Annotated in this window: 34 protein-coding genes and 1 riboswitch; of the genes, 20 read left to right on the top strand and 14 right to left on the bottom strand. The window is 42.8% G+C overall.

Going from position 1 to position 26,373, the window contains the following annotated elements:
• Positions 1–71 precede the first annotated feature (71 nt).
• Positions 72–1,505 (top strand): alanine/glycine:cation symporter family protein, encoded by a 1,434-nt coding sequence (locus tag H7968_RS06660; protein WP_227395423.1) that lies wholly within the window; start codon positions 72–74, stop codon positions 1,503–1,505.
• Between the two features lie 38 nt (positions 1,506–1,543).
• Here the strand turns inward: H7968_RS06660 and H7968_RS06655 are convergent, their stop codons facing one another.
• Positions 1,544–2,494: an SGNH/GDSL hydrolase family protein gene (locus H7968_RS06655; RefSeq protein ID WP_227395422.1), complete on the bottom strand. Its 951-nt coding sequence runs from the start codon at positions 2,492–2,494 to the stop codon at positions 1,544–1,546.
• A gap of 66 nt (positions 2,495–2,560) precedes the next feature.
• Complete coding sequence (locus H7968_RS06650; protein WP_227395421.1) at positions 2,561–2,779, bottom strand: hypothetical protein; 219 nt, start codon at positions 2,777–2,779, stop codon at positions 2,561–2,563.
• 76 nt (positions 2,780–2,855) lie between these two features.
• Between H7968_RS06650 and H7968_RS06645 the strand changes: the two genes are divergently transcribed.
• From H7968_RS06645 to H7968_RS06630, 4 genes are all read left to right on the top strand, one after another.
• Entirely contained in the window at positions 2,856–3,692 is an 837-nt protein-coding gene (locus H7968_RS06645) for a gamma-glutamylcyclotransferase (protein ID WP_227395420.1), read from the top strand.
• 295 nt (positions 3,693–3,987) lie between these two features.
• Positions 3,988–4,827, top strand: a complete 840-nt coding sequence (gene proC, locus H7968_RS06640; protein WP_227395419.1) for a pyrroline-5-carboxylate reductase — start codon at positions 3,988–3,990, stop codon at positions 4,825–4,827.
• 42 nt (positions 4,828–4,869) lie between these two features.
• Positions 4,870–5,988, top strand: coding sequence for a glutamate 5-kinase (proB, locus tag H7968_RS06635; RefSeq protein WP_227395418.1), 1,119 nt, complete (start codon positions 4,870–4,872; stop codon positions 5,986–5,988).
• 63 nt (positions 5,989–6,051) lie between these two features.
• Entirely contained in the window at positions 6,052–7,314 is a 1,263-nt protein-coding gene (locus H7968_RS06630; protein ID WP_227395417.1) for a glutamate-5-semialdehyde dehydrogenase, read from the top strand.
• 266 nt (positions 7,315–7,580) lie between these two features.
• Here H7968_RS06630 and H7968_RS06625 read toward each other — a convergent pair whose 3' ends face one another.
• The 4 genes from H7968_RS06625 to H7968_RS06610 all read right to left on the bottom strand — a co-directional run bounded on the left by H7968_RS06625 (position 7,581) and on the right by H7968_RS06610 (position 10,270).
• Positions 7,581–9,056 carry a dihydrolipoyl dehydrogenase family protein gene (locus H7968_RS06625; RefSeq protein WP_227395416.1) on the bottom strand — a complete coding sequence of 492 codons (1,476 nt, stop codon included), beginning with the start codon at positions 9,054–9,056 and terminating at the stop codon, positions 7,581–7,583.
• Positions 9,056–9,430, bottom strand: a complete 375-nt coding sequence (locus tag H7968_RS06620; RefSeq protein ID WP_227395415.1) for a DUF1499 domain-containing protein — start codon at positions 9,428–9,430, stop codon at positions 9,056–9,058. Before H7968_RS06620 ends, H7968_RS06625 begins: the two co-directional genes overlap by 1 nt.
• Positions 9,431–9,847, bottom strand: coding sequence for a hypothetical protein (locus H7968_RS06615; RefSeq protein WP_227395414.1), 417 nt, complete (start codon positions 9,845–9,847; stop codon positions 9,431–9,433).
• Positions 9,848–9,946: 99 nt separating this feature from the next.
• Positions 9,947–10,270, bottom strand: a complete 324-nt coding sequence (locus tag H7968_RS06610; protein WP_227395413.1) for a hypothetical protein — start codon at positions 10,268–10,270, stop codon at positions 9,947–9,949.
• Between the two features lie 220 nt (positions 10,271–10,490).
• Between H7968_RS06610 and H7968_RS06605 the strand changes: the two genes are divergently transcribed.
• From H7968_RS06605 to H7968_RS06585, 5 genes are all read left to right on the top strand, one after another.
• Positions 10,491–11,792, top strand: coding sequence for a homoserine dehydrogenase (locus H7968_RS06605; protein WP_227395412.1), 1,302 nt, complete (start codon positions 10,491–10,493; stop codon positions 11,790–11,792).
• Positions 11,789–12,850, top strand: coding sequence for a threonine synthase (thrC, locus tag H7968_RS06600; protein WP_134371548.1), 1,062 nt, complete (start codon positions 11,789–11,791; stop codon positions 12,848–12,850). Before H7968_RS06605 ends, thrC begins: the two co-directional genes overlap by 4 nt.
• Positions 12,847–13,767: a homoserine kinase gene (gene thrB, locus H7968_RS06595; RefSeq protein WP_227395411.1), complete on the top strand. Its 921-nt coding sequence runs from the start codon at positions 12,847–12,849 to the stop codon at positions 13,765–13,767. The genes thrC and thrB overlap by 4 nt, the downstream gene beginning before the upstream one ends.
• Before the next feature lie 72 nt (positions 13,768–13,839).
• Positions 13,840–14,508, top strand: coding sequence for a phosphatase PAP2 family protein (locus H7968_RS06590; protein ID WP_227395410.1), 669 nt, complete (start codon positions 13,840–13,842; stop codon positions 14,506–14,508).
• A 1-nt stretch (position 14,509) separates the two neighbouring features.
• A complete protein-coding gene (locus tag H7968_RS06585; protein ID WP_227395409.1) occupies positions 14,510–15,379 on the top strand; it encodes an SDR family oxidoreductase in 870 nt (289 codons plus the stop codon).
• A 321-nt stretch (positions 15,380–15,700) separates the two neighbouring features.
• Here the strand turns inward: H7968_RS06585 and H7968_RS06580 are convergent, their stop codons facing one another.
• On the bottom strand, positions 15,701–15,859 hold the full coding sequence (locus H7968_RS06580; RefSeq protein ID WP_166805754.1) for a hypothetical protein: 159 nt from the start codon (positions 15,857–15,859) through the stop codon (positions 15,701–15,703).
• 95 nt (positions 15,860–15,954) lie between these two features.
• Positions 15,955–16,155 (bottom strand): hypothetical protein, encoded by a 201-nt coding sequence (locus H7968_RS06575; RefSeq protein ID WP_227395408.1) that lies wholly within the window; start codon positions 16,153–16,155, stop codon positions 15,955–15,957.
• A 134-nt stretch (positions 16,156–16,289) separates the two neighbouring features.
• Between H7968_RS06575 and H7968_RS06570 the strand changes: the two genes are divergently transcribed.
• From H7968_RS06570 to H7968_RS06545, 6 genes are all read left to right on the top strand, one after another.
• On the top strand, positions 16,290–16,595 hold the full coding sequence (locus tag H7968_RS06570; protein ID WP_227395407.1) for a hypothetical protein: 306 nt from the start codon (positions 16,290–16,292) through the stop codon (positions 16,593–16,595).
• A gap of 196 nt (positions 16,596–16,791) precedes the next feature.
• On the top strand, positions 16,792–16,992 hold the full coding sequence (locus H7968_RS06565; RefSeq protein WP_227395406.1) for a cold-inducible protein YdjO-related protein: 201 nt from the start codon (positions 16,792–16,794) through the stop codon (positions 16,990–16,992).
• Between the two features lie 94 nt (positions 16,993–17,086).
• A riboswitch (PreQ1 riboswitch) is annotated at positions 17,087–17,131 on the top strand.
• A 90-nt stretch (positions 17,132–17,221) separates the two neighbouring features.
• Positions 17,222–17,881, top strand: coding sequence for a 7-cyano-7-deazaguanine synthase QueC (gene queC / locus H7968_RS06560; RefSeq protein WP_227395405.1), 660 nt, complete (start codon positions 17,222–17,224; stop codon positions 17,879–17,881).
• Entirely contained in the window at positions 17,878–18,318 is a 441-nt protein-coding gene (gene queD, locus H7968_RS06555; RefSeq protein ID WP_227395404.1) for a 6-carboxytetrahydropterin synthase QueD, read from the top strand. Before queC ends, queD begins: the two co-directional genes overlap by 4 nt.
• Positions 18,315–19,049: a 7-carboxy-7-deazaguanine synthase QueE gene (gene queE, locus H7968_RS06550; RefSeq protein ID WP_227395403.1), complete on the top strand. Its 735-nt coding sequence runs from the start codon at positions 18,315–18,317 to the stop codon at positions 19,047–19,049. The genes queD and queE overlap by 4 nt, the downstream gene beginning before the upstream one ends.
• Position 19,050: 1 nt before the next feature.
• The gene (locus H7968_RS06545; RefSeq protein WP_227395402.1) at positions 19,051–19,212 is read left to right on the top strand and encodes a hypothetical protein; all 162 of its coding nucleotides are present in this window, start codon (positions 19,051–19,053) and stop codon (positions 19,210–19,212) included.
• Between the two features lie 43 nt (positions 19,213–19,255).
• Here H7968_RS06545 and msrA read toward each other — a convergent pair whose 3' ends face one another.
• Positions 19,256–19,789, bottom strand: a complete 534-nt coding sequence (gene msrA, locus H7968_RS06540; RefSeq protein ID WP_227395401.1) for a peptide-methionine (S)-S-oxide reductase MsrA — start codon at positions 19,787–19,789, stop codon at positions 19,256–19,258.
• Between the two features lie 168 nt (positions 19,790–19,957).
• Here msrA and H7968_RS06535 point away from each other — a divergent pair, with 168 nt between their 5' ends.
• On the top strand, positions 19,958–20,893 hold the full coding sequence (locus H7968_RS06535) for an LCP family protein (protein ID WP_227395400.1): 936 nt from the start codon (positions 19,958–19,960) through the stop codon (positions 20,891–20,893).
• Between the two features lie 47 nt (positions 20,894–20,940).
• On the opposite strand, the gene H7968_RS06530 is transcribed toward H7968_RS06535, so the two are convergent.
• Positions 20,941–21,096 carry a lmo0937 family membrane protein gene (locus H7968_RS06530; protein WP_227395399.1) on the bottom strand — a complete coding sequence of 52 codons (156 nt, stop codon included), beginning with the start codon at positions 21,094–21,096 and terminating at the stop codon, positions 20,941–20,943.
• Between the two features lie 170 nt (positions 21,097–21,266).
• On the opposite strand from H7968_RS06530, the gene H7968_RS06525 reads away from it, so the two are divergent.
• The gene (locus tag H7968_RS06525) at positions 21,267–21,896 is read left to right on the top strand and encodes a metal-dependent hydrolase (protein ID WP_227395398.1); all 630 of its coding nucleotides are present in this window, start codon (positions 21,267–21,269) and stop codon (positions 21,894–21,896) included.
• A gap of 141 nt (positions 21,897–22,037) precedes the next feature.
• Entirely contained in the window at positions 22,038–22,865 is an 828-nt protein-coding gene (gene speD, locus H7968_RS06520; RefSeq protein WP_227395397.1) for an adenosylmethionine decarboxylase, read from the top strand.
• 199 nt (positions 22,866–23,064) lie between these two features.
• Here speD and H7968_RS06515 read toward each other — a convergent pair whose 3' ends face one another.
• Genes H7968_RS06515 through H7968_RS06505 form a run of 3 tightly spaced genes read right to left on the bottom strand, consistent with a single transcriptional unit; the run spans position 23,065 to position 24,583 of the window.
• Entirely contained in the window at positions 23,065–23,259 is a 195-nt protein-coding gene (locus H7968_RS06515) for a hypothetical protein (RefSeq protein ID WP_227395396.1), read from the bottom strand.
• Between the two features lie 13 nt (positions 23,260–23,272).
• Positions 23,273–23,701 (bottom strand): hypothetical protein, encoded by a 429-nt coding sequence (locus H7968_RS06510; protein WP_227395395.1) that lies wholly within the window; start codon positions 23,699–23,701, stop codon positions 23,273–23,275.
• 15 nt (positions 23,702–23,716) lie between these two features.
• The gene (locus H7968_RS06505; protein ID WP_227395394.1) at positions 23,717–24,583 is read right to left on the bottom strand and encodes a CvfB family protein; all 867 of its coding nucleotides are present in this window, start codon (positions 24,581–24,583) and stop codon (positions 23,717–23,719) included.
• 157 nt (positions 24,584–24,740) lie between these two features.
• Here H7968_RS06505 and H7968_RS06500 point away from each other — a divergent pair, with 157 nt between their 5' ends.
• On the top strand, positions 24,741–25,928 hold the full coding sequence (locus tag H7968_RS06500) for an LL-diaminopimelate aminotransferase (RefSeq protein WP_227395393.1): 1,188 nt from the start codon (positions 24,741–24,743) through the stop codon (positions 25,926–25,928).
• A 31-nt stretch (positions 25,929–25,959) separates the two neighbouring features.
• Here H7968_RS06500 and H7968_RS06495 read toward each other — a convergent pair whose 3' ends face one another.
• Positions 25,960–26,340: a PadR family transcriptional regulator gene (locus tag H7968_RS06495; protein ID WP_134371510.1), complete on the bottom strand. Its 381-nt coding sequence runs from the start codon at positions 26,338–26,340 to the stop codon at positions 25,960–25,962.
• Positions 26,341–26,373: the final 33 nt, after the last annotated feature.

The raw sequence follows: 26,373 nt of genomic DNA, 5'->3' as shown, positions 1-26,373 counted from the left end.
AATCATCATACAGGGAATGGAAGAGAGTACCGCTTTCTTCCATTCTATTTATTTCAAAGGAGGTCATTAAAATGTTGGAAACATTATTATTTGTCAAAGCGATTGACAGTTTTGCCACGACTGTGAATGGATTTTTGTGGGATTACATATTAATCGTCGTTCTGATCGGCTGCGGTTTGTTCTTTACGATCAAGAGCGGCTTCCTTCAGTTTACTTCACTCGGAGACATGCTGAAGCTTCTGACTGAAAAGTCCACGATTTCATCAGAAGGAAGACGTGGAATTTCATCTTTTAAAGCCTTTACGATCTCTACTGCTTCACGTGTAGGAACAGGAAACCTTGCAGGGGTAGCTACAGCGATCGCACTTGGCGGACCGGGGGCTGTTTTCTGGATGTGGGTCATTGCCCTTGTTGGTGCAGCATCTGCTTTTGTGGAGTCAACACTTGCCCAGGTTTATAAAGTGAAAGATAAGGAAGGGTTCCGTGGAGGACCTGCCTATTACATGGAAAAAGGATTAAATGCGAGATGGCTGGGTATTATTTTTGCTATTATCATTTCGATTACGTTTGGTCTTGTATTTAATTCAGTTCAGTCCAATACGATCTCGCTTGCCCTTGAAGGGTCATTTGGCTGGAACCGTTCCATTGTAGGACTAGTGCTTGTTGTGCTCACGGCAGCTGTTATTTTTGGAGGGGTCAAACGGGTTGCAGCGGTGACGAGTATCGTCGTTCCGGTGATGGCCATTCTGTATATTCTACTTGCATTGTTTATTCTTTTTACCAACCTTGATAAAGTACTGCCGATGTTTCAGATCATTTTCAGTAATGCTTTTGGTTTCACAGAAGTCGTTTCCGGCGGAATTGGTGCAGCCATTCTGAATGGGGTAAAGCGCGGTTTGTTCTCAAACGAAGCCGGTATGGGTAGTGCTCCTAATGCTGCTGCGACTGCTTCTGTTACACACCCTGCCAAACAGGGTCTGATCCAGTCACTTGGTGTTTTTGTTGATACACTCGTTATTTGTACCGCAACTGCCCTGATTATCATTATGTCAGGAGAATACTTAAACGGCAGTGACGGCATTCAGCTCACTCAGGATGCGCTTGCATTCCATGTAGGCAGCTGGGCAGGAACATTTGTCAGTATCGCGATTTTCCTTTTTGCCTTCAGCTCTATTGTAGGTAACTATTATTACGGCGAAACAAATATTGAGTTTATTAAATACAGTCCGGTTTACAAAAACCTTTACCGAATTATTGTTGTGGCAATGGTTTATTTCGGGGCTGTTCAGGAGTTTGGAGTTGTCTGGAATCTTGCAGACGTTTCAATGGGAACGATGGCACTGATCAACCTTGTTGCGATCTCATTGCTTTCACCTTTAGCCTTTAAAGTATTAAATGATTATAAGAAGCAGAAACGTCAGGGAATTGATCCAGTGTTTTATAAAAACAGAATAGAAGGCCTGAAAAATACCGAGTGCTGGGATGACGGACCACTTGAAAAGTAATAAAAAAGAGATGCCTGTTTTGCGGCATCTCTTTTTTATTATGTCATCATCCTGCTGTATCCAAGCAGGTTATCCGGATCTTTAAATGAATGTCCGATTCCATCTTCTGCAGTTCCTTCAAGTTCCATCTCTTCAGGTTGTTCAGCTTCTTCCGGACTGCTTTGCATTTGCATCTGCGGGTTTTGCTCCAGTAATTCCTGAATAAATGGTGAGAGACCTGGATTTGGTGGAATATCATTAATGGACGCCTCTAAAAATGGAGCAGCAACGTCAAAAAATGAGTTCGCGATTGAAACGTATCCTTCCTGATTCGGGTGAACGTCAGTAGGGTTTGGCAAGTAAGCTGTTCCTGCGGCATTAAATTCTTCTGCAACAGGAACATAGGTCAGCCCTCTTGATTCAGCTTCGTTCTGAATAATGGTGTTCACCGTTTCCAGAACTTTTCTTACGCCATCCTGCTGCTTTTCCTTTACATGAGGATAAGGGAAGTAGTATCCGATCGCATAAATATCGGCATCAGGATTTAATTCCTGAATGGTATCAAGAATCTCACCGTACTCTATCCTCATATTATTGAGCGCAAAGTTGGCAGTCAGCTGGTTGTAGCTCACGGTCTGACCGAGGTCGTCCTGCTGAACAAGACCAAGGACGTTATTAGCTCCTGCAGACAGCGTAATCATCGTAGCCTGTGAGACGCTGTCACGAACCGCCTCATTATCAAAAAGCTCCAGCACATTAGACGTTGTAAAGCCTGGAACGGCAAAATCCTTTGAGAATGCTGCAAGCAGACCGGACTGCCCGAGCTCTGCTGCGATGATATCTGTATAGCCTGCGTCGACTGATTCGTTCGGTGTGACTCCTGCTGCAACAGAGTCTCCAAGCGCTATATATACCTCAGGAGAAGTAATTTCTGCTTTTGTTTGAACCGGTAATGCTGATAAAGAAGCAGTCAACACGATTCCGGCTGCTACTATTTTTCTTTTTTTCACGTTGCTACACTCCGTTCAATCTTGCATTTTATCATCTTATTTACTATCGTAGAATCAACGATCTGTTTAGCTGCCACGATCATTCAGTTGCTGCTCATCGTTAATGATCCTTTCCATCACAGCAAGATCGTCACGGCTGACAACAGGATCAGAGCGATGCCAATCTACATAACGGACAAAGTATTTATTTCTTATTCTTGAGAGAAACACAGTAGAGTGGGGGATTTCTTCAAAATAAGCCCGAATTCTGCCTCGTCCTGCGTAGCTCCATCTTATTAGATTCATCATATCACCATCTTTACTTTAACACGAACATGCGTGCGCGGCCAATGATAGTTAACATAACAGGAGGATGATCAGATTGAGTCAGATTTTTTTTGTATATGGGACTTTAAGAAAACATGGTACTGCTCACGATTTAATTTTCAATGAAACGTTATTGGCTTCACAGGCTAAAACGGCAGGAAAACTGTATGTAGGTGATCACTTGGATCCGATACTTGTTCCTTCAGAGAATCAGACCTCATATGGGGAACTTTATCAAGTGGCGGATGAAAAAGCTGATGACGTAATAAAATGGATGAAGAAAACAGGAAAAGTTGAAAAGATCAAAGTGATGACTGATCATTTAGGAGAAGTGGACGCTCTTACACAGGTGGATGACGGTTCACATCAGAAAGCGGAAGAAGTCAGGTTTAATGATTGGCTTGTACACCTTGAACTCGACCGTCCTGTTCATTATTACTATGCGTATGGTTCCTGTATGGATAATGAACGTTTTAAACTGGCCTCAGTTGATCATCTGTTTATAAATAAAATTGGCGGTGGTGTAACAGACAGACTTGAAATGAATTACAGTCTTACTGTTCACGACGGAGGGCGTGCGAATATAATAGAAACAGGTCAGCCTGGTGAGGGTGTGTTATATAAAGTGAATCAGGAAGCCCTTGCTTATTTATTTGAGCGGGAAGGGGTTCACACGGGGATGTATCGCCCGGTGATGATTGATGTCCGTGTCGGTGACCGCACGTATGAGAAAAGCATCTCTTTTATTGTTATTGATCCGTCTGAAGAGATTGCACCACCACTTCATTACGCGACAGAAATTATCAGAGGATCAAAAAATGTCGTCAGCGATGAGTATCATAAAAAGCTCGTACAGGATTTAAAAGAAAAATTTAACGTAACGGTCGAATAAACAGCTAAGAGTCTGCGGATCCCGATTATACAGGGGTCCGTTTTTTTGTTCCTCAAATGTAAATATCTCAAATTTCACGCTCTCGTCATCTAAAACCGCAAATTCACGCATTATTAAAAAATACAGCCCCTTGATAACGCTTTCACTCCCGTTAACTGACTGTAACTCACTACTTCCCCGATTACTCTTGATGAAAATTTCCTACGTGTTACGATAATATTCGTGATTAAAACAGAGCGAACAAAACAGCGAGCGCAATATGAATAATTAATGAATTGAAGGAGATGGGACGTTTATGTCATCAGAAATCAGAGTAGCCTTTATTGGGGCTGGAAACATGGCGGAAGCGATGATTTCAGGGATTGTACAAACAGGTACACTCGAGCCTCACCAGGTAACGGCAACGAACAGAAGCAATGAAGACCGGTTGTTTGAGCTTCATAACCGCTATGGCATTCAGGGAATTGTAAGAGACAAAGTAAATCTTTCTTCTTATGATGTCATCATTTTAGCGATGAAGCCAAAAGATGCTGAACAATCATTGTTATCCATTAAAGACTCTATTAAACCGAATCAGGTTGTAATGAGCGTACTTGCAGGGATTTCAACGGAATTTATGGAACAGCATCTGAATGAAGGACAGCAGGTCATCAGAGTGATGCCAAATACGTCGAGTATGCTGAGAGAATCAGCGACTGCCATCTCACCGGGAGAAAATGTGACGATGAAAAATGTCAAGCTTGCGAAAAGCCTGCTGGCATCAATCGGTGAGGTATATGTGATTGATGAAGACCAGATGGATTTGTTTACAGGCATTGCAGGCAGTGGACCGGCTTACTTCTATTATTTGATGGAACACATTGAAAAGACGGCACATGAAAACGGGATGGATGTAAAACAGGCCCGTGAAATTGGTGCCCAGACAATTTTAGGCGCTGCAAAAATGATGATTGAGCGTGATGAAACACCAACTGAGCTCAGACAAAATGTAACGTCGCCAAATGGTACAACCGCAGCCGGACTGAATGCTTTAGAAGAAAGCGGTGGAGGAAACGCCATTAAAGCAGCGATTGAAGGCGCAATGAACAGATCCAAGGAAATCACAGAACAAATGGCTAAAGCAACGGTGCAGTAACCACCGTACAAAGATAGAGAAATACTAATCAGGAGTGATAGCATGACATCGGACAGTCAAAAAAGAGTTGTAATTAAAATCGGAAGCAGTTCTTTAACAAGTTCATCAGGAGATATCAGCAGAAGAAAAATTCAGCGGATTACAGATCAGGTTGCAGAATTAAAGGATGACGGGCACGAAGTCGTTCTCGTTTCATCCGGAGCGGTTGCAGCCGGTTACCGTACACTCGGTTTCGTTAACCGTCCATCATCACTGCCGGAAAAGCAGGCGGCAGCTGCAATTGGACAGGGAAGACTAATTGAAACCTACTCTGAATTATTCTCATCTCATGGATACGCTGCTTCACAAATTTTAATTACGCGCAGTGATTTCTCCGATGAGACGCGCTATAACAACGTTAGAAACACGATTAATGTGTTACTGGAACGCGGAATCGTACCAATCGTAAATGAAAACGATACGGTCACGACGGATCGTCTCCGTTTTGGAGATAATGATACGCTTTCTGCCAAAGTAGCAGGTCTTGTGGATTCCGATCAGTTAATTATTCTGTCTGACATTGATGGTCTGTATAACGATGACCCACGCAAAAACCCTGAGGCAGAGTTATTACCGGAAGTGACAGAAATCACACAAGATATTGAGGATATGGCTGGAGAACCCGGTTCCGCAGTCGGGACAGGAGGTATGCGTTCCAAAATTGATGCCTTTAAAATTTCAATGGCATCCGGAATACCATCTTTCCTAGGAAAAGCAGGTGTCCCGAATATTCTGGTTGACGCTGTATATGAAACAGCACGCGGAACGTATTTTGGCGTAAATGAACTTGACATTAATCTTGATCACAAACGTCAATGGATTGCCTTCAACTCAGGTCCGGAAGGTGAGATTCTCATTGAAGAGGATGCAAAAGATACCATTGTGAATGAAAAAGGAAACCTTCTGCCAAGTCAGATCTATCAAATTAACGGCTACTTTAAGAAAGGCAGTGTCGTCCGGATTCTGGACACAAAAAAGAACAAGCTTGGATTAGGAATCGTCAATTATTCTTCAGCAGATCTTGAGAACTTCCAAATGAACGAAACAGAGGAAGCGGAAGCAGCGGTTCACAATGATTCCTTTGTTTGCGAATTGGAAGTGGCGATCCCGATCGGCGTATAAACAATATTTACTGTACTGTAATAACAATCGTGATAAACCCCAAAAATTAAAAGGAGTGGTTTGGTGACTACAGTCATCGAAAAGACAAATGTTAAAGAACAGGCAAAGCTTGCACAAAAGGCTTCAAAGGAGCTTGGTCTTCTGTCAACGGAAGAAAAAAACGCTGCATTAAATACAATTGCAGATCATCTGGAAGTACGCAGCAATGATATTCTGACTGCCAATGAGGCAGACCTTAAAAATGGCCGTGAAGCAGGCTATGATGCTGCTTATATGGATCGTCTGGCACTTGATCAGGACCGTGTAAAAGACTTTGCTGAAGGGCTGAGACAGGTGGCAAAGCTTGAAGATCCTGCAGGTGAAGTGACGGATGAGTGGACACTTGATAATGGGTTAAACGTTCAGACCGTTCGGGTTCCATTAGGCGTAATCGGTATGATTTATGAAGCCCGTCCAAACGTGACAGCAGATGCAACCGGTCTTGCTTTGAAATCAGGCAATGCAATCGTTCTAAAAGGTGGTTCATCAGCGATTAATTCAAATCGTAAAATTGTAGAAGTCATCAAGGAAGCACTTGAAAATACTGTGATTTCCTCAGATGCTGTTCAATTTATCGACAGTACAGACCGTTCAGCTACTCAGGAACTGTTTACAATGAAAGAGCATATTGATGTTCTGATCCCGAGAGGTGGGGGTAAACTGATCCAGGCAGTTGTCAACAATGCGACTGTACCGGTACTTGAGACGGGAGTAGGTAACTGTCACATTTATATTGATGAGCATGCCGATGCTAAAAAAGCATTTGCGATTCTTGTCAATGCCAAAACAGATCGTCCTGCGGTATGTAATGCAGCGGAAACGGTGATTATTCACGAAGCGTTCCTTGCAAAGCATAAGGATGAGCTGATTGATATATTAAATGAAAATAACATTTCGGTTTTTGGTGATCAAAAAGCAGTAGAATTGATTCCTAATGCCGAGGCTGCAGAAGAAGATCACTGGGCCAACGAGTTTTTAAGCCTTGATATTGCTATGAAGATTGTTTCTGATGTGAATGAAGCGATTGCTCATATCGATGAGTATGGAACGAAGCATTCAGAGGCGATTGTGACTGAAGATGAAAAAACGGCAAAACGCTTTAAAGGACTGGTTGATGCAGCAGCGATTTACCAGAATGCTTCTACACGTTTCACAGATGGCAGTGCCTTAGGCTTTGGTGCAGAGATTGGGATCTCTACTCAGAAACTTCACGCAAGAGGACCTATGGGGTTACCTGCGTTAACGACAATCAAATATGTAATGACCGGTGATGGTCAGGTACGATAAAAAAAGCAGCCGTTTGGCTGCTTTTTAAAAGTAATGAAAGTTATAAAAAACCGTGCCGGATCATTCCTTCGCTTTCCGCGGCCGCGCGGTGAGCCAAGCTTTTGCTGCGCATTACGCTGTCTCACCTGTCGCTTCTCTGCCGCAGGAGTCTACGGAATGACCCGGCACTTCTGACAGTGAAAATAAAAAGCTTATATATATGTATATATTGTAAAAGACATAAATGATGAAAAAACTGGACAGGTCATTCCCGTCCAGTTTTTTGACTAATTTAATTCCGGATCGTTTTCAGTTTTCTCGTGTCCGGAAGAGGTTGCGCGGAATTTGAGTTCGAAAAACTTTTTTGTCAGCTTCGGCAGTGGTCCGTCAAAGAGTTTTTCTCTCCAGTACAGGTCTGCTGCTTTTTGCAGTGCGCCTGCTTTGATCGGGTAGGAGTAGACCATACGCGAGAGGCTGCCGATTTTCTTTTTGTTTTTCATGGCGAATACAGCAAGCTGCATCCATTCTCCAGCTTCTGTTCCGGCGGCATGTGCACCGATAATGTAGCCTTTTTTGTCTGTGATCAGCTTAACAAATCCTCTTGATTCGTGTGCGGTAACGAAACGGTCCACTTCGTCAAGGTGAGCTCTGTAAACTTTGTATTCGATTCCGGCTTCTTCGGCCTCCTGCTCAGTTTTTCCGAGATGGAAAACTTCAGGGGTCGTGAAAGTTACCCATGGTGTTGTTGAATGATCAAGTGAATTTCTCAAGCCAAAGAGAACATTTGAAACAACGGTTTTCGCTTCTTCACCTGCCGCATGTGTAAAAGGCAGCGTATTGATTGTGTCACCAACAGCAAAAATATGCGTTCTTGAAGTCCGGAAGGAAGCATCCGTTTTAATAAAGCCTTTAACAGCCTCAACGCCTGCTTTAGATAACGCAAGAGCATCTATGGCCGGCTTTCTTCCCGCTGCAACAAGCAGGGTATCAACTTTTACTGTCTCAGTGCCGGATCCTTTTGCCACTGTAAGCTCGAACTCATTATTTTCATAGCTTACGTGTTTTACAGTGGTGTTCAGCTCAATTGTAAACTCATTTTTTAATTCGTTTTGCATAAAGCGTGTAATATCGCGGTCTTCTTTTGTGAAGATCTGACCTGCTCCTTCAAAAACCATCACGTCTGATCCAAGGCGGGAGAATGCCTGAGCCATTTCCAAACCGATTGTTCCTCCTCCGATTACCCCGAGCCTCTTTGGCAGGGAAGGGAGGTCGAAAATGGTTTCATTCGTCACAAACGGGCTATCTTTAAGTCCTTCAATAGGCGGAATGACGGGCTGGGAGCCTGTAGCAATAACAATCTTTTCTCCATAGATCGTTTCACCGTTGCCGATTTTAATCTCATGGCTTGATTCAAATGATGCGCCACCAAAATAAATATCAACACCCATATCAGTGAATCGTTTTGTATTGTCGTGTTCCTGTATCGTATTTCTTGCGCTGTTCACTCTGTTTTTAACCTGTTCAAAATTCAGATCGCCATTCACTGTAAATCCAAGCTCTTCAGCTGTTGTGAACATACCGCTCACCATATTAGCCGTTTTGATTAACGCTTTTGACGGCACGCATCCGAAATGGAGACAATCGCCACCGAGGGAATCTTTCTTTTCAATTAACGCTGTTTTCGCTCCGAGTGATGCAACGCCTGATGCGACAGTCATACCTGCTGCACCGCCACCAATTACGACAACCTGATACCGTTCCATTAAATCTCCTCCATATACAATTCAGTGATTTTCTGCATCCGTTTTTTATTTACTCCCATGTCCGAATAGCCGGTTCTTGAGGCTGAACGAAAATGGATCACCTGGTTTTCATCATCAAATAAAAAATCAATATCATCCTTGAACCGGAAGAAAGATGATGTTTCGATTGCATAAATCATGTTTTCCGATTCATTCTTGATCGTGATCTTTTCATTCGCATGCAGGATTTTTTTCAATCTTGCTTTTGAATCTTCTTTGCTACCTCTGTAAGGCAGCGGCTCCATTTTTTTATCTGACTGATCTGTTTGGGTTGATACGTTGTTCGGTTTACTTGAGATCGGCAGCAGCCGTCCGTTTTCGAGTCTGTTTTTCATTTATTTCACTCCTGTATCTGGTCTGTTTGGAGGGAAAATGTACCCTCTCTGCTGAACGACGGGTAAATCAAATAGCGAATAAGCTGCGCCTGACAGATTTTTCGGAACAATGTAGGTAATTTCCTCTGTCCGGTCCCCGATACGGATTGTAAAGGTGTAACTCATGTCCTCAATAAATCCGTTTTTCGGTATGTGTTCGATTTCAACAACATATTGCGGTTTTAATTCTCCAAGGCTGCGACTTTCCTCCGCTTCTGACAGCGTCCGGTTATAGGCTTTTATAGAGCCTTTAGCTGTATATTCAATTCCGTTAATGATCTGATCTGACTGATTAATAAAACAAACGCTGTAGCGGTAATGCTCATACTCATAAGCCCGTGTGTCCAATATAGCTAAAAACCATGGTTCATTCATCATGTTATATGCTCCTTGTCCCGTCTCTGCATCTTCATTGTTTACCCGATATGAATACCACGCTAAACGGGTGCAAACAAAAAAACCGGTCCATGCCGGTTTTTAAGTGAAGAAGTAATCCCGATAAAGCACAATCACTGCTGCCAGAGATACTGCTGTATAGACGATACTTGTCCATTCAATGGTTTTTGGATAGACCACTTTCTTTTGCTCTTTCAGCTGTACCGTCATCAATCCTGTTTCAACGGGTGCACGGTTAGCTTTGGCGTAATTACCGGGTGATGTGAAAAACCGGACAACTACGATTCCGATGATTCCAGCGAGCAGGGAAATCTCTATAAATCCTGTATCCAATACCAGCATTAACAGGATATTTAATATGCCGATACCACCTGCAGTCGCTGCGATATTCATTATTTTGACCAAAACGTTCACTCCTATGTATTAATGTATTTATCATCTCATAACGGAATAGGAGTTTCCAGTATGATTATGGTCCGTAAATGTAACCGTTTACTTGTAATTATTCAGAAAAAAACAGGAAATTGGGTTGTCACTGGTCTGCTGCAACGCTATAATTGTCCGTATATCAAAAACAAATGTCTTTTTAAAAAGAACAGAGACGTGTGAAAGCAGGTGCATGATTATGACAAAAGAGATTAACATCGGAATGCTTGGGTTTGGAACGGTAGGCAGCGGGGTTGCGACAATGATCCGTGAAAACGAGCAGCAGCTGTCACAAAAACTCGGAGCAAAAGTAAAAATCAAAAAGATTGCGGTGAGAGACCTGGATAAGCACCGGGCCGCCGATTTAAATGGAAGTATTTTAACGACAGATATTAATGAAGTATTAGAAGATGCGACGATTGATGTCATTGTAGAGGTTATGGGTGGCATTGAAGGTGCACATGAAGCAATTGAACAGGCGCTACAGTCTAAAAAAGCAGTCGTTACAGCGAATAAGGATTTGATGGCTCTACACGGGCATAAGCTGTTAAAGCTTGCAGGTGACAATGCAACGGATCTTTATTATGAAGCGAGTGTGGCAGGCGGGATCCCGATTATCAGAACATTAGAGGATGGCCTTGCTTCTGACAGAATATCCACGATCATGGGTATTGTAAACGGAACAACAAATTACATTTTGACAAAGATGAAGGAAGAAAATTGGTCATATGACGAAGCATTAAAGAAAGCTCAGGAACTTGGCTTTGCAGAAAGTGATCCAACCTCTGATGTAGAAGGTCTTGATGCAGCAAGAAAAATGGCGATTCTCGCAACGCTCGCATTTTCAATGGAAGTGTTCCTCGATGATGTGGAAGTACGGGGGATGACGTCCATTACGACAGAGGATATTGAACTTGCAGAACAGTTCGGCTATCACGTGAAGATGCTTGGATATGCTGAGCGGGATGAGGACGGTGTTGAAGTCGGCGTAGAGCCTGTATTTTTAAAATCTTCTCATCCGATGGCGTCCGTAAGAAATGAATATAATGCGGTTTATGTCTATGGCGATGCCGTGGGAGAAACGATGTTTTACGGACCTGGAGCAGGATCCATGCCAACTGCAACTTCTGTTGTATCTGATGTGATCGCTGCGTGTCGTAATTTACTGCTTGGTGTAGCCGGCAGCAGAAACATTGACTATGTAAATGAGAGAAAGCTGAAATCTCAGGATCAACAGAAAGCACAATTTTTCCATAGACTGCTCGTGAAAGATGAAGTAGGCGTATTTTCAGAGCTCACATCCATTTACGGACGATACGGAGCAAGTCTCGGGTCCATCATTCAGCGTCCCGGAGAAAAAGCAGGTGAAGCAGAAGTCATTCTGATCACGCACCCTGTATCGAGAAAAAATCATAATGGCATTATTGATGAGTTAAACCAATCATCATTTGTCCAAAAAATCATCAGCCAGTATCGTGTAGAAGGAGGAGAACCGAGATGAGATGGAAAGGCTTAATCAGCACATATAAAGAATGGCTTCCAGTTACCGATCAAACACCGGAATTAAGTCTGAACGAAGGCAATACACCTCTTGTACATCTCGAAAATCTTTCTGCAGAATGGGGAATTAACCTTTACGTAAAGCTTGAAGGAGCAAATCCGACCGGATCTTTTAAAGACAGAGGAATGGTGATGGCTGTTGCCAAAGCAAAGGAGGCAGGCAGTAAAGCCATTATCTGTGCATCCACAGGTAACACTTCTGCGGCAGCGGCAGCTTATGGCGCCAGAGCAGGCCTGAGATCCATCGTGGTCATTCCTGAAGGTAAAATTGCCCTTGGAAAGCTTGCACAGGCACGCATGTATGGAGCGGAAATTATTGAAATTGAAGGAAACTTTGACGAGGCGCTGAAAATCGTAAAACAAATCAGTGAAACAGAGGATATCACATTAGTGAATTCTGTTAACCCCTACCGTCTGGATGGACAGAAAACAGCAGCATTTGAAATCATAGACCAACTGGAAGGTGTACCAGATATTTTAGCGCTGCCTGTTGGAAATGCGGGTAATATTTCTGCCTACTGGAAAGGCTTTACTGAATATCAGCAGAAAAACGGTGGCGAGCGGCCATCACTTCTGGGTGCACAGGCTTCAGGTGCCGCCCCTATCGTTCATAACCGTATTTTTGAAAAGCCTGAAACGATTGCAACAGCCATCCGGATTGGTCACCCTGCCAGCTGGGATCTTGCTCTGAAAGCTCTTAAAGAGTCGAATGGACACATTTTAGAGGTGACAGATGAAGAAATTCTGGAAGCTTACCAGCTCATCGCTAAAAGAGAAGGTATCTTTGCGGAACCTGCCTCCTGTGCATCAATCGCCGGCGTCATTAAACGGTTAAAGCAGGGTGAAATAGAGAAAGGCTCGACGATCGCAGCTGTCTTAACCGGTAACGGATTAAAAGATCCGGAGACGGCGATCAAGGTTTCTGACCTCGAACCGAAAAAGATGAAGGCTGATTTTGAAGCCATCCGTGATGAGTTGAAGGGAGGGGTAAAATTGTGAGCTTTAAGCCCTTTTCAGTCGTTGCACCCGCTTCAACTGCCAATCTCGGACCGGGATATGATTCACTGGGGCTCGCACTGCCCATTTACCAGACAGTAAAAATTGAACCTTCAGACAGCTGGAGAGTGGAATATGTTCAGCGGGAGCATCAGACATTGCCGGGAGATGAAAAAAACCTGATTATACAAACGGTCAGGCACGTTGAGAAAAAATTCAACAAAATCTGTCCCTTTGCTAAGTTAACGGTTGAATCCGATATTCCCCTATCAAGAGGACTTGGAAGCAGTGCAGCAGCCATCAGCTCGGGGATTTCCATTGCCGATCAGCTGCTTGATCTGTCATTGTCCCAGGAGGAGAAAATTTTTCTCGCCTGTGAAATGGAAGGACATCCTGATAACGTTTCTGCAAGTATAGCTGGAGGCTTTACCGTTTCCCGGTACGCAGATGGTAATCTGGATACCATTTCAGTTCCTGTAAGCGGATTCTCAGTCATTGTACTTGTTCCACATACAACGCTTGAGACAAAAGAAGCCAGGGAAGTGATTCCAAAGATAGTGGAGCACCGTGGCGCAGTGATGAGCAGCGCGGCTGGGAATGTCCTGGTGGCCTCTCTTCTGACAGGTCAATTTAATAAAGCCGGGCGGGCCATGATGCAAGATGAGTTTCATGAACCGCACAGAAGCAGTTTTTTCCCGGATCTTGCTGACATTAAAAAAACAGCGCTGGCAGAAGGTGCGTTTGCGGTAACAATCAGCGGTGCGGGGCCTTCCATTGCTGTGTATGCTGAAAATGTGAATGCCCGACACGTTGCCTCAGAGCTTGAAAGTAAATTTGAGGATTATACAATACACAACCTTTTACCAAGTGATAAAGGGACTGTATTATACGAAAGAAATGAAAACCACCTGTTCGCGTAGCAGGTGGTTTTTTGTCGGGCTAAACAGGGAAGAGGCTTAATAATCGGTACATATAGAAGGGGAGGTGTCCTGATGTTTTCAGGGAAATTGAATATTCGAAAGTCCCTGCAGGTTACGATCCCGGTTGCCATTATACTCGCTGGAATCTGGATCTTTATCGAGCTTTCGGAGGAGCTTCTTGAAAATGAGCTTGCCGGATTTGATACCAGTATCATTAATGTGGTACAGGCACCCATAAGTCCGGGACTAACAACTTTTGCAACGTGGGTCACGCACGGTGCTGATGTGATAACGATTAGTGTGATCAGTATCCTGGCTATTATCGTACTTTCATTAAAAAAGCAGTTTGATCTCGCTGTTTTTGTGGCCGTTGTTAATGCACTGGGTGGCGCGTTTAACTGGCTTTTGAAAAATGCATTCACACGTGAAAGGCCGACGCTTGAAGTTTTAATTGAGCAGGGAGGATACAGTTATCCGAGCGGTCACGCGATGGGTGCGATGGTTTTATACGGATCTCTTGCAGCGGTTTTAATCATTCTGTTGAACAACCCCGCAAAATGGCTGATCATTACCTCTGCAACTGTCATTATACTACTCGTGGGTACTAGCCGCGTTTATCTCGGCGTCCATTATCCATCAGACGTCATTGCAGGGTTTGCTGCGGGGGCATCGTGGCTTTTTGTCTGTATAAGTCTCTTATTTCTTTACAAGCTAAGGAAAAAGAAACAAAGGAGTGTTTGATTTGAATTTTTCAACGATACAAAAAGGTGGCCAGCCTGCACAGCATCAAAATAAGCAGCCTGGAGAAACGGGACAGATGAATCCGAAGCCAATCTATAATAATGATCACTATAAAGGAAGCGGAAAGCTCTCAGGAAAAACCGCTCTTATTACCGGGGGAGACAGTGGAATTGGAAAAGCCGTCGCCATTGCTTTTGCAAAAGAAGGAGCTAACCTTTCGATTGTCTATCTGGATGAACATGATGACGCAAAAGAAACAAAAAGAGAAGTTGAAGCATACGGTGTGAAGTGCCTTTTACTGAGTGGCGATTGCGGTAATGAAGAGTTTTGCAGGCTTTCTGTATCCAACACCGTGAAAGAATTTGGTGGAATTGATGTTCTTGTTAATAACGCAGCCGAACAGCACCCACAACAGTCAATTTTGGATATCACAACTGCACAGCTTGAAAAAACGTTTAAAACGAATGTATTCTCCATGTTCCATTTTGTGAAAGCGGCTATCCCACACATGAAAAGAGGAAGCTCAATCATCAATACAAGTTCTGTTACTGCTTATAAAGGCAATGAACTATTGATTGATTACTCTTCAACGAAAGGCGCAATTACAGCTTTTACACGTTCCCTGGCAATGTCCCTTATCAAGGATGGAATCAGAGTGAACGCAGTTGCACCGGGACCAATCTGGACACCTCTCATCCCATCTACGTTTGAAGCAGATAAGGTTGGAGAATTCGGGGCAGACACCCCAATGGGAAGACCGGGTCAGCCTGCAGAACTTGCACCTTCATATGTCCTGCTGGCATCAGAGGACAGCAGTTACATGACCGGTGAGACAATTCATATTAATGGCGGTGTATTCAGGTCAAGTTAATGGTTTGATTCTAGGCATGATTCGTGGATATGAACGGTTATTAATAGGGTGTTTCATCAAGATCAAGCTGTTTACTTACTTTTTTCATTTATTTTATGACCGTTTACTTGTTTGAATGAAAAGCCGCACAATGGTTTCACATGAAAAGTGCCAGGTCATTCCGTAGACTTCTGCGGCAGAGGAGCGACAGGTGAGACAGCATAATGCGGAGCATTAGCTGGCTCACCGCGCGGCCGCGAAAAGCGAAGGAATGACCTGGCACGATTTAGAAATTCGACAACCTGAAAAGCCCCCTTTTTTAAAAAAGGGGGCTTTTACATGTTAATAGTCGTCGTCAACAAATTCCCAACCGTCTTCACGGTATTCAGCAAGCTCCTGAACTTCATCTTCCTTAAGTCCTGTTGTGAGCAACTGACCGGTTCTGACTTTTGTTTCCTCCCGATTGACCTCTCTGGCTTGTTCATCTCGGTTTCGTTTCATCACAGCCACCTCCATGAAACTGTCCTCCAAAGAAAGAGGAGCAGAATTTGTTTTTTCACGACAAGTATATCACATTTTTAATGTTTTATGCATGGTTACTCTGTGTCAAGGAGACCGTCAGAAGACTGTGCTCTCTGGGATTTCTTTTTGTTTTTCTCACTTTTTTTATCTGATTTTAAATCTTCCATCGGAACAGGATCTGTATGCTGTTCGTCCTGATGACGGTCAAGAATATTTTTCTTTGAACTGTTCAGCTGATCAGGCTGATCATAATGCTTTTTATCTGAATTATCCATAGCATCCACCTCCTGCCATTACAATTCCCAAAATATGATATTTGAAACATACTTAGTAGTAACTCCGAAACAAGATGTTTAAAGAATGACATTTAAGGTAATAAACATACTATGAAAATATAGGAGGTCATCATATGGGATTAAAAAGATATGCTTTACTGGGACTTGGCGCAGCAGGATACGCTTATTTTAAAAAGAAAGAAAACCGTGAGAAGGCTAAACTTGCATTTGACGATTCAAAAGTTAAAGTAAGCCAGGCGATCGATCAGGCGAAACAGTCTTATTACGATTACAAAAATAAAGATCAGGAAACGCATCAGCATGAAGATGAAAAAATGATGTCAGAAGGTGCTCAGACATCTGTACAGTATTATAATGAACAACAGGAGCAACTTGATGACATTGAAAAGGGCTCCACTGAAAACAAAACTCAATTATAATGCTTTTGTGATCATATTAACAAGTGTTAGAGCATATAAATAATAAGACGATGGAGGCAATTCTGCAAAATTGCCTTTTTTCGTGTATAATAAAGATAGTCATGTACGATAATGATTGATAGAAAAACATTACAAGATCCCTTTTTATCCATATCGTGATAAAACCGATCCTGTAAATGAAAGGGGACAAACCGTGATGTTTCAACGAAAACCTGCTGAAGAAGTACAAAAGGAAGCTACAGACGTATGGGAATGCTCTTCGGATAGCTGTAACGTCTGGATGAGGGACAATTTCTCTGCCAGAGGAGAAGAAACTTATCAATGCCCTGTGTGCGGCAGCAAGATGGAAAAAGGGAGCCGCGATCTTGAAATCGTGCCAAACCCACAGAATTTTTAATATCTGATAAGAGAAGAAGCCTTTCTGATTTCAGGAGGGCTTTATTTTCTTTTCAAAGGTACGTACATGTGATACGATAGTGGTACTAAAAGAATAGAAAGAGGTTCGCGACCATCCCTCTATAAAAAACTAGGACATATGCAGGAACACACCTGCTTTTTTTAGTGATTTCGTGAACACTCTTACTTCTTTTCAGGCGTAAGCCTTACAAAGGAGAGGAGCTTTTTTTATGGATAAAAATAATAAAGCGATTGTCGTTTTCAGTGGCGGACAGGACAGTACGACGTGTCTTTTCTGGGCCCTTGAAAAGTTCGATGAAGTAGAAGCAGTGACGTTTAAATATGGTCAGCGTCATGAAAATGAAATTGTGTGCGCTGAAAAAATTGCTGAAGAGCTTGGCGTAAAGCATCACGTATTGGATATGAGCCTTTTAAATCAGCTGGCGCCATCAGCATTGACCAGGGACGAGGAGATTGTAGAAAAAGAAGGAGAGCTTCCTTCAACCTTTGTGCCCGGCAGAAATCTTTTATTTCTTTCATTTGCAGCTGTTCTGGCAAAACAGCGTCATGCAAGACACCTGGTGACAGGCGTGTGTGAAACGGATTTCAGTGGTTATCCGGACTGCCGTGACATTTTTATAAAGTCATTAAATGTAACCGTGAACCTGTCCATGGAAGAAAATTTTGTGATCCACACACCTCTGATGTGGCTTGATAAAAAGGAAACGTGGGCGCTTGCCGATCAGCTCGGCCGCTTTGACTATATCCGCACCAAAACGCTGACGTGCTATAACGGAGTCCAGGGTGATGGCTGCGGTGATTGTCCGGCCTGCAGATTGCGTCTAAATGGTATGAATGAATATTTACTTGAGAAGGAGGGGCAAAAATGATTCAGCAAATTTACCCCGCTCCCCATCATGATTACAGTTACGAATTAAACAAGGATTTTCATTTTTCTGCTGCTCATTCCATTCCGTCTGAAGAAGCAGGAAAGTGCCAGTATGTACATGGGCATACGTATTTTGTGAATATTACGATTGCCGGAGATGAGCTTGATCACACAGGATTTCTGATAAATTTTAAAACGATTAAACAGCTTGTGCATGACCGGTTTGATCACAAGGTTCTGAATGAGGACCCTGCATTTTCTGAAACGGACAGCGACCGTTTTCCTACTACAGAGGCTGCGGCAAGAATTATCTGGGAATCAGTAGAAGCCTATTTACAGACAACTGAAAACAAACCGACATGTCTTCAGGTATTTTTGCGTGAAACACCGACCAGTTATGTCGTTTACCGTCCAAAAAAGAAGGGGATATCGTCATGACACAGAGAGAAAGAAAGTTCCCTGTTTTAGAAATCTTCGGTCCAACTGTTCAGGGGGAAGGAATGGTCATTGGACAAAAAACGATGTTCGTCCGAACAGCAGGCTGCGATTACAGCTGCTCCTGGTGCGATTCCGCATTTACGTGGGATGGAAGCGCAAAGGACGATATCAGACAATTAACCGCGCTTGATATTTTTAATGAGCTGAAAGAAACCGGTGGGGATCATTTTAATCACGTTACGATCTCAGGTGGAAACCCTGCATTACTGAAACACCTGTCAGAACTTGTTGACTTGCTTCATGCGAAAAACATGAAGGTTGCGCTTGAAACACAGGGATCTATCTGGCAGGATTGGTTTTTATCGATTGATGACCTGACGTTGTCTCCGAAGCCCCCGAGCTCTGGGATGAAGCCTAATCTGTCCATTCTGGATGATATTGTGTCAAAACTGATTGCAGGAAAGAGTGATTTTTCCCTGAAAGTCGTCATCTTTGATGATGAAGATCTCGCATTTGCTGAAATGCTGCATCAAAGATATCCCGATGTACCTTTTTATCTGCAGACAGGAAATGATCAGGTTCATGAGGAAAAGGACGAAAAACTCATTCCAAACCTGATTGCGCGTTATGAATGGCTGATTGATAAGGTAATGGGTAACAGTAAGCTAAATCAGGTAAGAGTGCTGCCTCAGCTTCATACGTATGTATGGGGCAATAAGAGAGGAGTATAAGGTGTTTTTCGGCCTTATTCTTCTTGTGATATGTATCCTGACGTTTCTGATTCAGCTGAGAATTGAGCATGAAAAAAGGAATGTCATTATACTGTTTCTCAGTCTAGCAGGCGGCATGGTTGGTTTGTGGTTTGTATTCGACTGGCTGATGTTCAGTCTATAATTTAAAAATGTTCAACCGTCTAAAAAACGGTTGAACTTTTTTGTTATTTGGAGGTTTTGCTCCAGTGTTCCTGGATGAATTCGTCCCGACCGGATTTTTCACGGTCTTCTTTGTATTCTTCAGGATTTTTCTTGTAAAAGTCCTGGTGATAATCTTCTGCCGGATAAAATTCAGCAGCCGGTACGATCGGTGTAATGACAGGCTTTTTATATCGTCCGCTATTGGCAAGCGCCTGTTTCGAGGCTTCTGCTTTTACCCGCTGATCTTCATTATGATAAAAGATGCTGGCGCGGTAGGAAGGACCGCGGTCCTGAAACTGACCTTCATCGTCAGTAGGGTCTACCTGCTGCCAGTAGATTTCAAGCAGCTGATCATAAGGGAAGACTTCAGGATCGAATGTGATCTCAACCGCTTCCTGATGGCCGGATTCACCGGTTTTAACATCCTTATAGGTTGGATTTTTAACATGTCCGCCCGTATAACCCGAAATAACTTTCTCAATCCCGTCATACTGATCAAACGGTTTTACCATACACCAGAAGCATCCTCCGGCAAATGTTGCTTTTTCTAATGCCATTCTGATCAACCTTTCATTTATAACGTTCCTCTCATTCTATCATCACCTCAACCCCGTTTCATAATGAAAATGATTGATTTATTTAAAAAAGAAGAGTAAAGTGTAACGAATGATAGATGATAAACGACAAATCTATCAGAAACTACTTTTATTTTTCCAGGAGGCACTATGGAAACAAGAGTAAAAAGACGAAAACGAAAATTAAAAAAAGGCAGAGTTTTGATGGCCTTTATTCTTTTATTTATATTAGTAACCGGCGGTTTTGCAGGCTCTCAATACTGGATGGGTCTACAGGCTTCAAAAGGGGCACAGCCTTTTGAAACGGACTATACAGATTCCTTTAACGGTCAGAAAACGGCTGACGGTAAAACGAACATCCTGCTTATTGGTGTTGATAGCAGAGGGGAGGAGCAGTCCCGTTCTGATACAATGATGATCGCCCAGTGGGATGGCGAGACAGATACCATTAAGCTTGTTTCTCTAATGAGAGATATTTACACAGAGATCCCGGAATATGGAGGGTATAAGCTTAATACAGCTTATTATCTTGGGGGTCCTGAGCTTCTGAGACAAACGGTTAAAGAGAACTTTGACATTGACGTGGAACATTATATGCTCGTTGATTTTAAAGCCTTTGAAAGCGTGGTGGATGCCATGGCACCAGATGGTATCGAAATTGATGTTGAAAAGGATATGTCAGAAAAAATTGGCGTCAGCCTGACTGAAGGCGTTCATAAGCTGAACGGACAGGAGCTTCTCGGCTACGCCAGATTCCGCGCTGACAGTGAAGGTGACTTTGGCCGCGTTAGAAGACAGCAGCAGGTGATTGAAGCTGTAAAAGATCACGCTGTAAGCATCAGTGGCGTCATGAAAGCTCCTAAAATGCTAGGAACAGCCCAGCCTTATATTCAGACGAGCATGTCGAGTGCGAAAGGGGCAGAACTCCTTTCCCGAATTCTTCTGAGTGGTGGAGGGGAAATTGAAAGAAAAACGATCCCTCTTGAAGGAACCTATACGACCCCAACTTATGAAGGCGCAGGCTCTGTACTTGAGATCGACTGGGAAACCAACAGACAGGAATTGAAAAAATTCCTTGGAGAATAACAGAAGAGACCCCAACCGGTATGACTATGCCCGGATGGGGTCTTTCTTTACAATTTCCGTCTGCCGGTAATGAGGTTATAGATAATCAGGATGATCGCAATAATTATAAGAATATGAATAATACCGCCTGCAAAATCCAATAGTAAACCTACAAGCCAGACAATGATTAATATCACAATGATCCACCATAAAATTCTCATCATATAAAAGCTCCTCCTTTCAAAAAATGTCATTTCAATCTAACTTTACCCATATCAAAAAATTCATAATCCTGTTCAAGGGATAATTGTTTATAAACAGAGGAATTTCGTGGCTATTCGATCATATGTTCGCTATAATAAAATAGATAAATTAATGGCGAAGGATGAAAGATATGAATGGTGCATCACATGCTGTTACAGGGACAGCGATCGGTTTGGGAACGGCGGTCATGTACGACGCTTCACCTGCTGCAACGGGCCTGATGATTCTTCTGGGAAGCGTATCTGCGCTTGCGCCGGATCTGGATACGAATGGAAGGTTATCCAACCGAATATCTCTGCATAGAAAATGGTTATGGTATACACTGGCATCCATTGGCGTGCTGCTTGGTACATACAGTCTCGTTATGCTGCAGGGCTGGTGGATGCTAGCAGGAATTGCAGTCGCACTGGCACTAATTATTGCACCACGTTTTCTCATTAAACAGCGTTTTATGGTTATGCTGACCGGTGGAGTGCTGACAGGTTCCGGGTGGTTTTACAGTGAGAATTGGCTATTGTATTTCGGTCTTTTTACGATTGTCTGTTCGTTTCTGCCACACAGGGGTCTTTCACATACGTGGATCGGTCTTGCTGTCTTTTCATATATTTCCTGGGAGCTCGAAAACAGCCTGAATATCAATGGAATATTAGTTGTTTGTGCACTTGCCTATTTAAGCCACCTGTTGCTTGATATGAAGGTGCTGCCTTTTAATAAAAAGGGAATAAAGTTGTTTCAGCCACTGGTAAATAAGGAATTTTAACCGTTACAAAGGTCAGAAAGATAAACGATTCATGCATCGCAAGTAAAAGAATGGTATGATAAGACTCATATTCGTTTAGACTGAGGTCAAGCGGGTATGTAATCAAAATAAAGCGATGTATGAATTAAAGGAGTTATGGGAATGAAACTAACACAGGAAAAACGCATACAGCTTCATGAATTTAACAATTTAACCAAGTCGCTGAGTTTTAATATGTACGATGTCTGCTATACAAAATCGAAAAAAGAGCGAGAAGCTTATATTGAATACATTGATGAGCAATATAATGCCGACCGTCTGACTAAGATACTGACACATGTTGCTGATATCATCGGCGCGCATGTACTCAATGTATCAAAGCAGGATTACATCCCACAGGGTGCAAGTGTGACGATTCTTGTATCTGAAGGTCCAATTGTTGAGGTGCCGAATGAATCCTTTGAGGAATCACCAGGACCGCTGCCATCAACAGCAGCCCTTCATTTAGATAAAAGTCATATTACGGTACACACATATCCGGAGTACCATCCGCATGAAGGGATCAGCACGTTCAGAGCAGATATTGATGTGTCAACATGCGGTGAGATTTCTCCGCTAAAAGCGCTAAATTATCTGATTCACTCGTTTGATACGGACATTATGACTATGGATTACCGTGTGCGTGGTTTTACCCGTGACGTGGATGGTCATAAGCTGTTTATTGATCACGATATTAATTCAATCCAGAACTTTATTCCTGAAGAAATTAAAGACGAGTACGATATGATTGATGTAAACGTATATCCGCAAAATATTTTCCATACGAAATGTAAACTGAAAGAATTTGACCTGAATAACTATTTATTCGGTTACCGCAAGGATTCGCTTGATCAGGATGAAATCGAAGAAATCACTGAAAAGCTGAAAATTGAAATGGATGAAATCTTTTATGGCAAGAATATGAGAGCTCATCCACGTGAACAGGAATAAACCGCCGATACAGGCGGTTTATTTTTTGGATAGAAGAGAAGGTGTTGGCTTAACCGGATGTGATAAATCGATTTTTGTTTTTAGTTTACATAATATATATTATAGGAAGTCATTAAAATAATCCATATTCAGTCTCATTTCAAAAGTATACTAAAAATAGTGAGACAAAATAAAAAATGAGCCGGAATTGGCTCATTTTTTATTTTGATCCCTGATCATGCATTCTGGCGATTTTATATCGTTTAACAGCAATAAATCCATTAATCAATCCGATGATGCCAAGCATTGCTGCCATGGTTAAATCATTTTCTGAATATCTCTGTATACTCCAAATGATGAACGCGACAGCAAAAATAATGTTTATGGCAATCATCGCCGGCTGAATTCTGATCAATGAACAGCCTCCTCTATTTTATGTTAAGAGCTGATAATCCTTTTTCTTCAAGTAATACATGAAAATGATCTTCAAGTTCGATCAGTCTGTTAACAGCAGCTTCTTCTGTGACCGCTCCGCTTTGTACCTCTTTTTCCCAGGCGTTTCTGGCAAGTACAGCAGCAATCTGGTCTGTTAAAATAGCCTGTTCATAGTCTCTTAAGTATGTCATCTGCTCAGATTCAAGTGCCAGTGTCGGTAAATACACACCTGATTCTTCATCTTTCTCAATGCGTTCCGTTTCATCAAACTGATCATGCTGTGAATACAGTGCCTGTTCAGCTTCAATAAACGTTTCAGAATGTTCTTCAGGACTGTTTTTCATGGAATGTCTGACCAGGTCAGAAAGAAACATTGCCCCAACAAGCTCACGATACTGTTCTTTTGTCAGATCCAGTTTCATTTCTCCCGCTCCCTTCTATTCCTTAACGAGATGAGTTTCCCCGTCTTTCTGGATGATCTTACGTTCTTTATATAAACGGCCAAGCGCACGTTTGAAAGAAGCTTTGCTCATATTAAAAATCAGCTTGATTTCCTCCGGGTTACTCTTGTCACCAAACGGCATTGATCCGCCTCGAGTCAGAAGATAATCAAGGATCATTTCCGCATCGTCGTCCATTTTCTCTTGTTTACGCGGCAGCAATGAACCGTTTAATGTTCCGTCATCTTTTACTCCAATGACACGAACCGTGAGATCCTGGCCGAGTCTTGGTTCCTCTTTGCGCTCGCTCTCATGGATAAAGCAACGGTATCCTTCTTCCGTTAATACAAATGTCCCAACTTTAAGGAGACGGTACGGGCGTCCTTTCAGCTCCTTGTTGTGAACGTCCTCATCAGCACGTCCTGAAAGCACCTGAACCACCTCTTCTGTTGCGAGTCGGCCGAACATTTGTCCAGCGCGGTCCGTGCGGAGTGTGATATACAAATAATCTCCTGCTTCCGGCCATACGTGTCCTGCTGCAGGAAGGTCTTCAGGGAGTACGGTTACTTCACGGGAAATGCCGATATCAAGTGCCGCTCCGTCACGTTCGTTTACTTTTATGACTTTAGCCCAGCCATATACGCCTTTTCTGATTTCCGGAATGAGCGTGGAAGCAGTGATCCGTCCTCTTCGGTCAGGATACAGGAAAAATTCTCTCGTATCTCCGACTGTTACTTCTTCATGAATTTCTGATGCGTTTAAAGGATATTCTTCCGTTCCTCTTGTTAAATAAAAGCCAAACGGGGCTTCAGACGCGACTGTGAGTGTCTGAACCGTTCCGCCAATTGATTCCTGTTCATTCATTTTATAACTTCCTCCTGTTTTCAATAACTGATTAAATTTATCATGAACCTGTAGTTATGTACAGGTTATCCCGCGAATAAGGTGGCCATTCATTTTCTATTGTCTCACTTTTTGGTACAATGTTGAAGATTAAAGCATGAAAGTGAGGAATCAGGAGATGAAAATTTCTCTCGCAAATCGTATGAAAGGCTTTCAGCCGCTGATTTTCAGTGAATTGTCTGCCTATAAAACACAAAAGATCGCACAAGGCTGCAGCATGATCGATTTAAGTATCGGCAGCCCGGATCTGTCGCCTCCTGATTTTATTAAAGATGCCTTATCAAAAGCGGTTCGTGATGACGAGGCTTACGGTTATACACTGACTGGAATCAAAGAATTTAATCAGGCCGTTGCAACCTATTACAAACAAAACTATCAAATCAGTCTGAATGCTGATACAGAAGTTCTTTTATCTATGGGATCACAGGATGCACTGGTACATATTCCAATGGTGTTTTCAAACCCCGGTGATTATGTGCTCGTTCCGGATCCGGGTTATACGGCTTATGATGCAGGTATTGCGATGGCTGAATCAGTTCCCTACTATATGCCGCTTAAGAAAGAGAACGGATTTCTTCCGGATTTGAAGACCATTCCTGAAGAAGTGGCTGAAAAAACGTCTATGATGATTTTGAATTTCCCCGGTAATCCTGTCCCGGTTCAGGCGACAGAAGCATTTTATCAGCAGGCAATCGCTTTTGCTAAGCGATATAACATCCTAATTATTCATGATTTCGCTTACGGAGAGTTATACTTCGATGGGAAAAAGCCGATCTCCTTTTTACAAATGGAAGGTGCAATGGAAGTCGGTGTTGAAACGAATTCCTTATCAAAAAGTTTTAACCTTGCCGGAGGACGTATTGGTTATCTTGCCGGAAATGCAGAGATCATCAGGCAGTTTAACCGCATGAAATCCAATCTTGACTACGGTGTTTTTCGTCCGATGCAGGAGGCAGGCATTTTAGCGCTGCTTGAGGGCCAGGCTTTTTGCGCTCAGTCACGTGAGATCTATCAGAAGCGTCGTGATGCATTTGTCCAAACCGCTGCACAATACGGCTGGGATATTCCTTCACCTGAAGGCGGGATGTTCATGTGGGCGCCGGTTCCTTCTAATATGACTTCAATGAATTTCGCGCTCTCCGTCATGGATGAATGTCATGTCGTGATTACTCCCGGGCATGCTTTTGGTCCTTCAGGCGAGGGATATGTCCGGATTGCTTTAGTGCAAAATGAAGGAAAGCTGACTGAGGCTGCAAAAAAGATCGGTGAAACATTCTTTTCTAAAGAAACCTTAACTCACGTTTAAAAAAACGGGTCCCGCAAACAGGGGCCCGTTTTTACTTAAATACTGTCTGCAATATGTTTTCGATAATCCGTTTCTGTTCTTCAAAAAGCGGCAGAAACTGCTTTTTCATCAGTGAGAACTCTTCTTTCCCCTGATCTGTTAAACGGTACCAGTATACCTTCTGACGCCTTTTCTCATGTGACTTATAGTCATCGGTACGGTGAAGAAGCCCTTCTTCTGTCATATCATGAAGCGCATCAAGAAGTGTACTCGGTGCAGGCTCCCAATTACCGCCGATCTTTCTGAATTCAGCTTTAAAATGTTCGCTGATCATCCCGGAGTGACGAATTGACAGCAGATGAAGGATATAAAATTTCGTAAACTGCGATGCACTCATATTCAATGCGAATTTCTTCGGATTATGTTTACTCATGCCAAAACCTCCTTATACGATCATATGTTTGGT

The sequence above is a fragment of the Jeotgalibacillus aurantiacus genome (assembly GCF_020595125.1).
Taxonomy (GTDB): Bacteria; Bacillota; Bacilli; order Bacillales; family Jeotgalibacillaceae; genus Jeotgalibacillus; species Jeotgalibacillus aurantiacus.
This window is presented reverse-complemented; position numbering and strand designations above follow the sequence as displayed.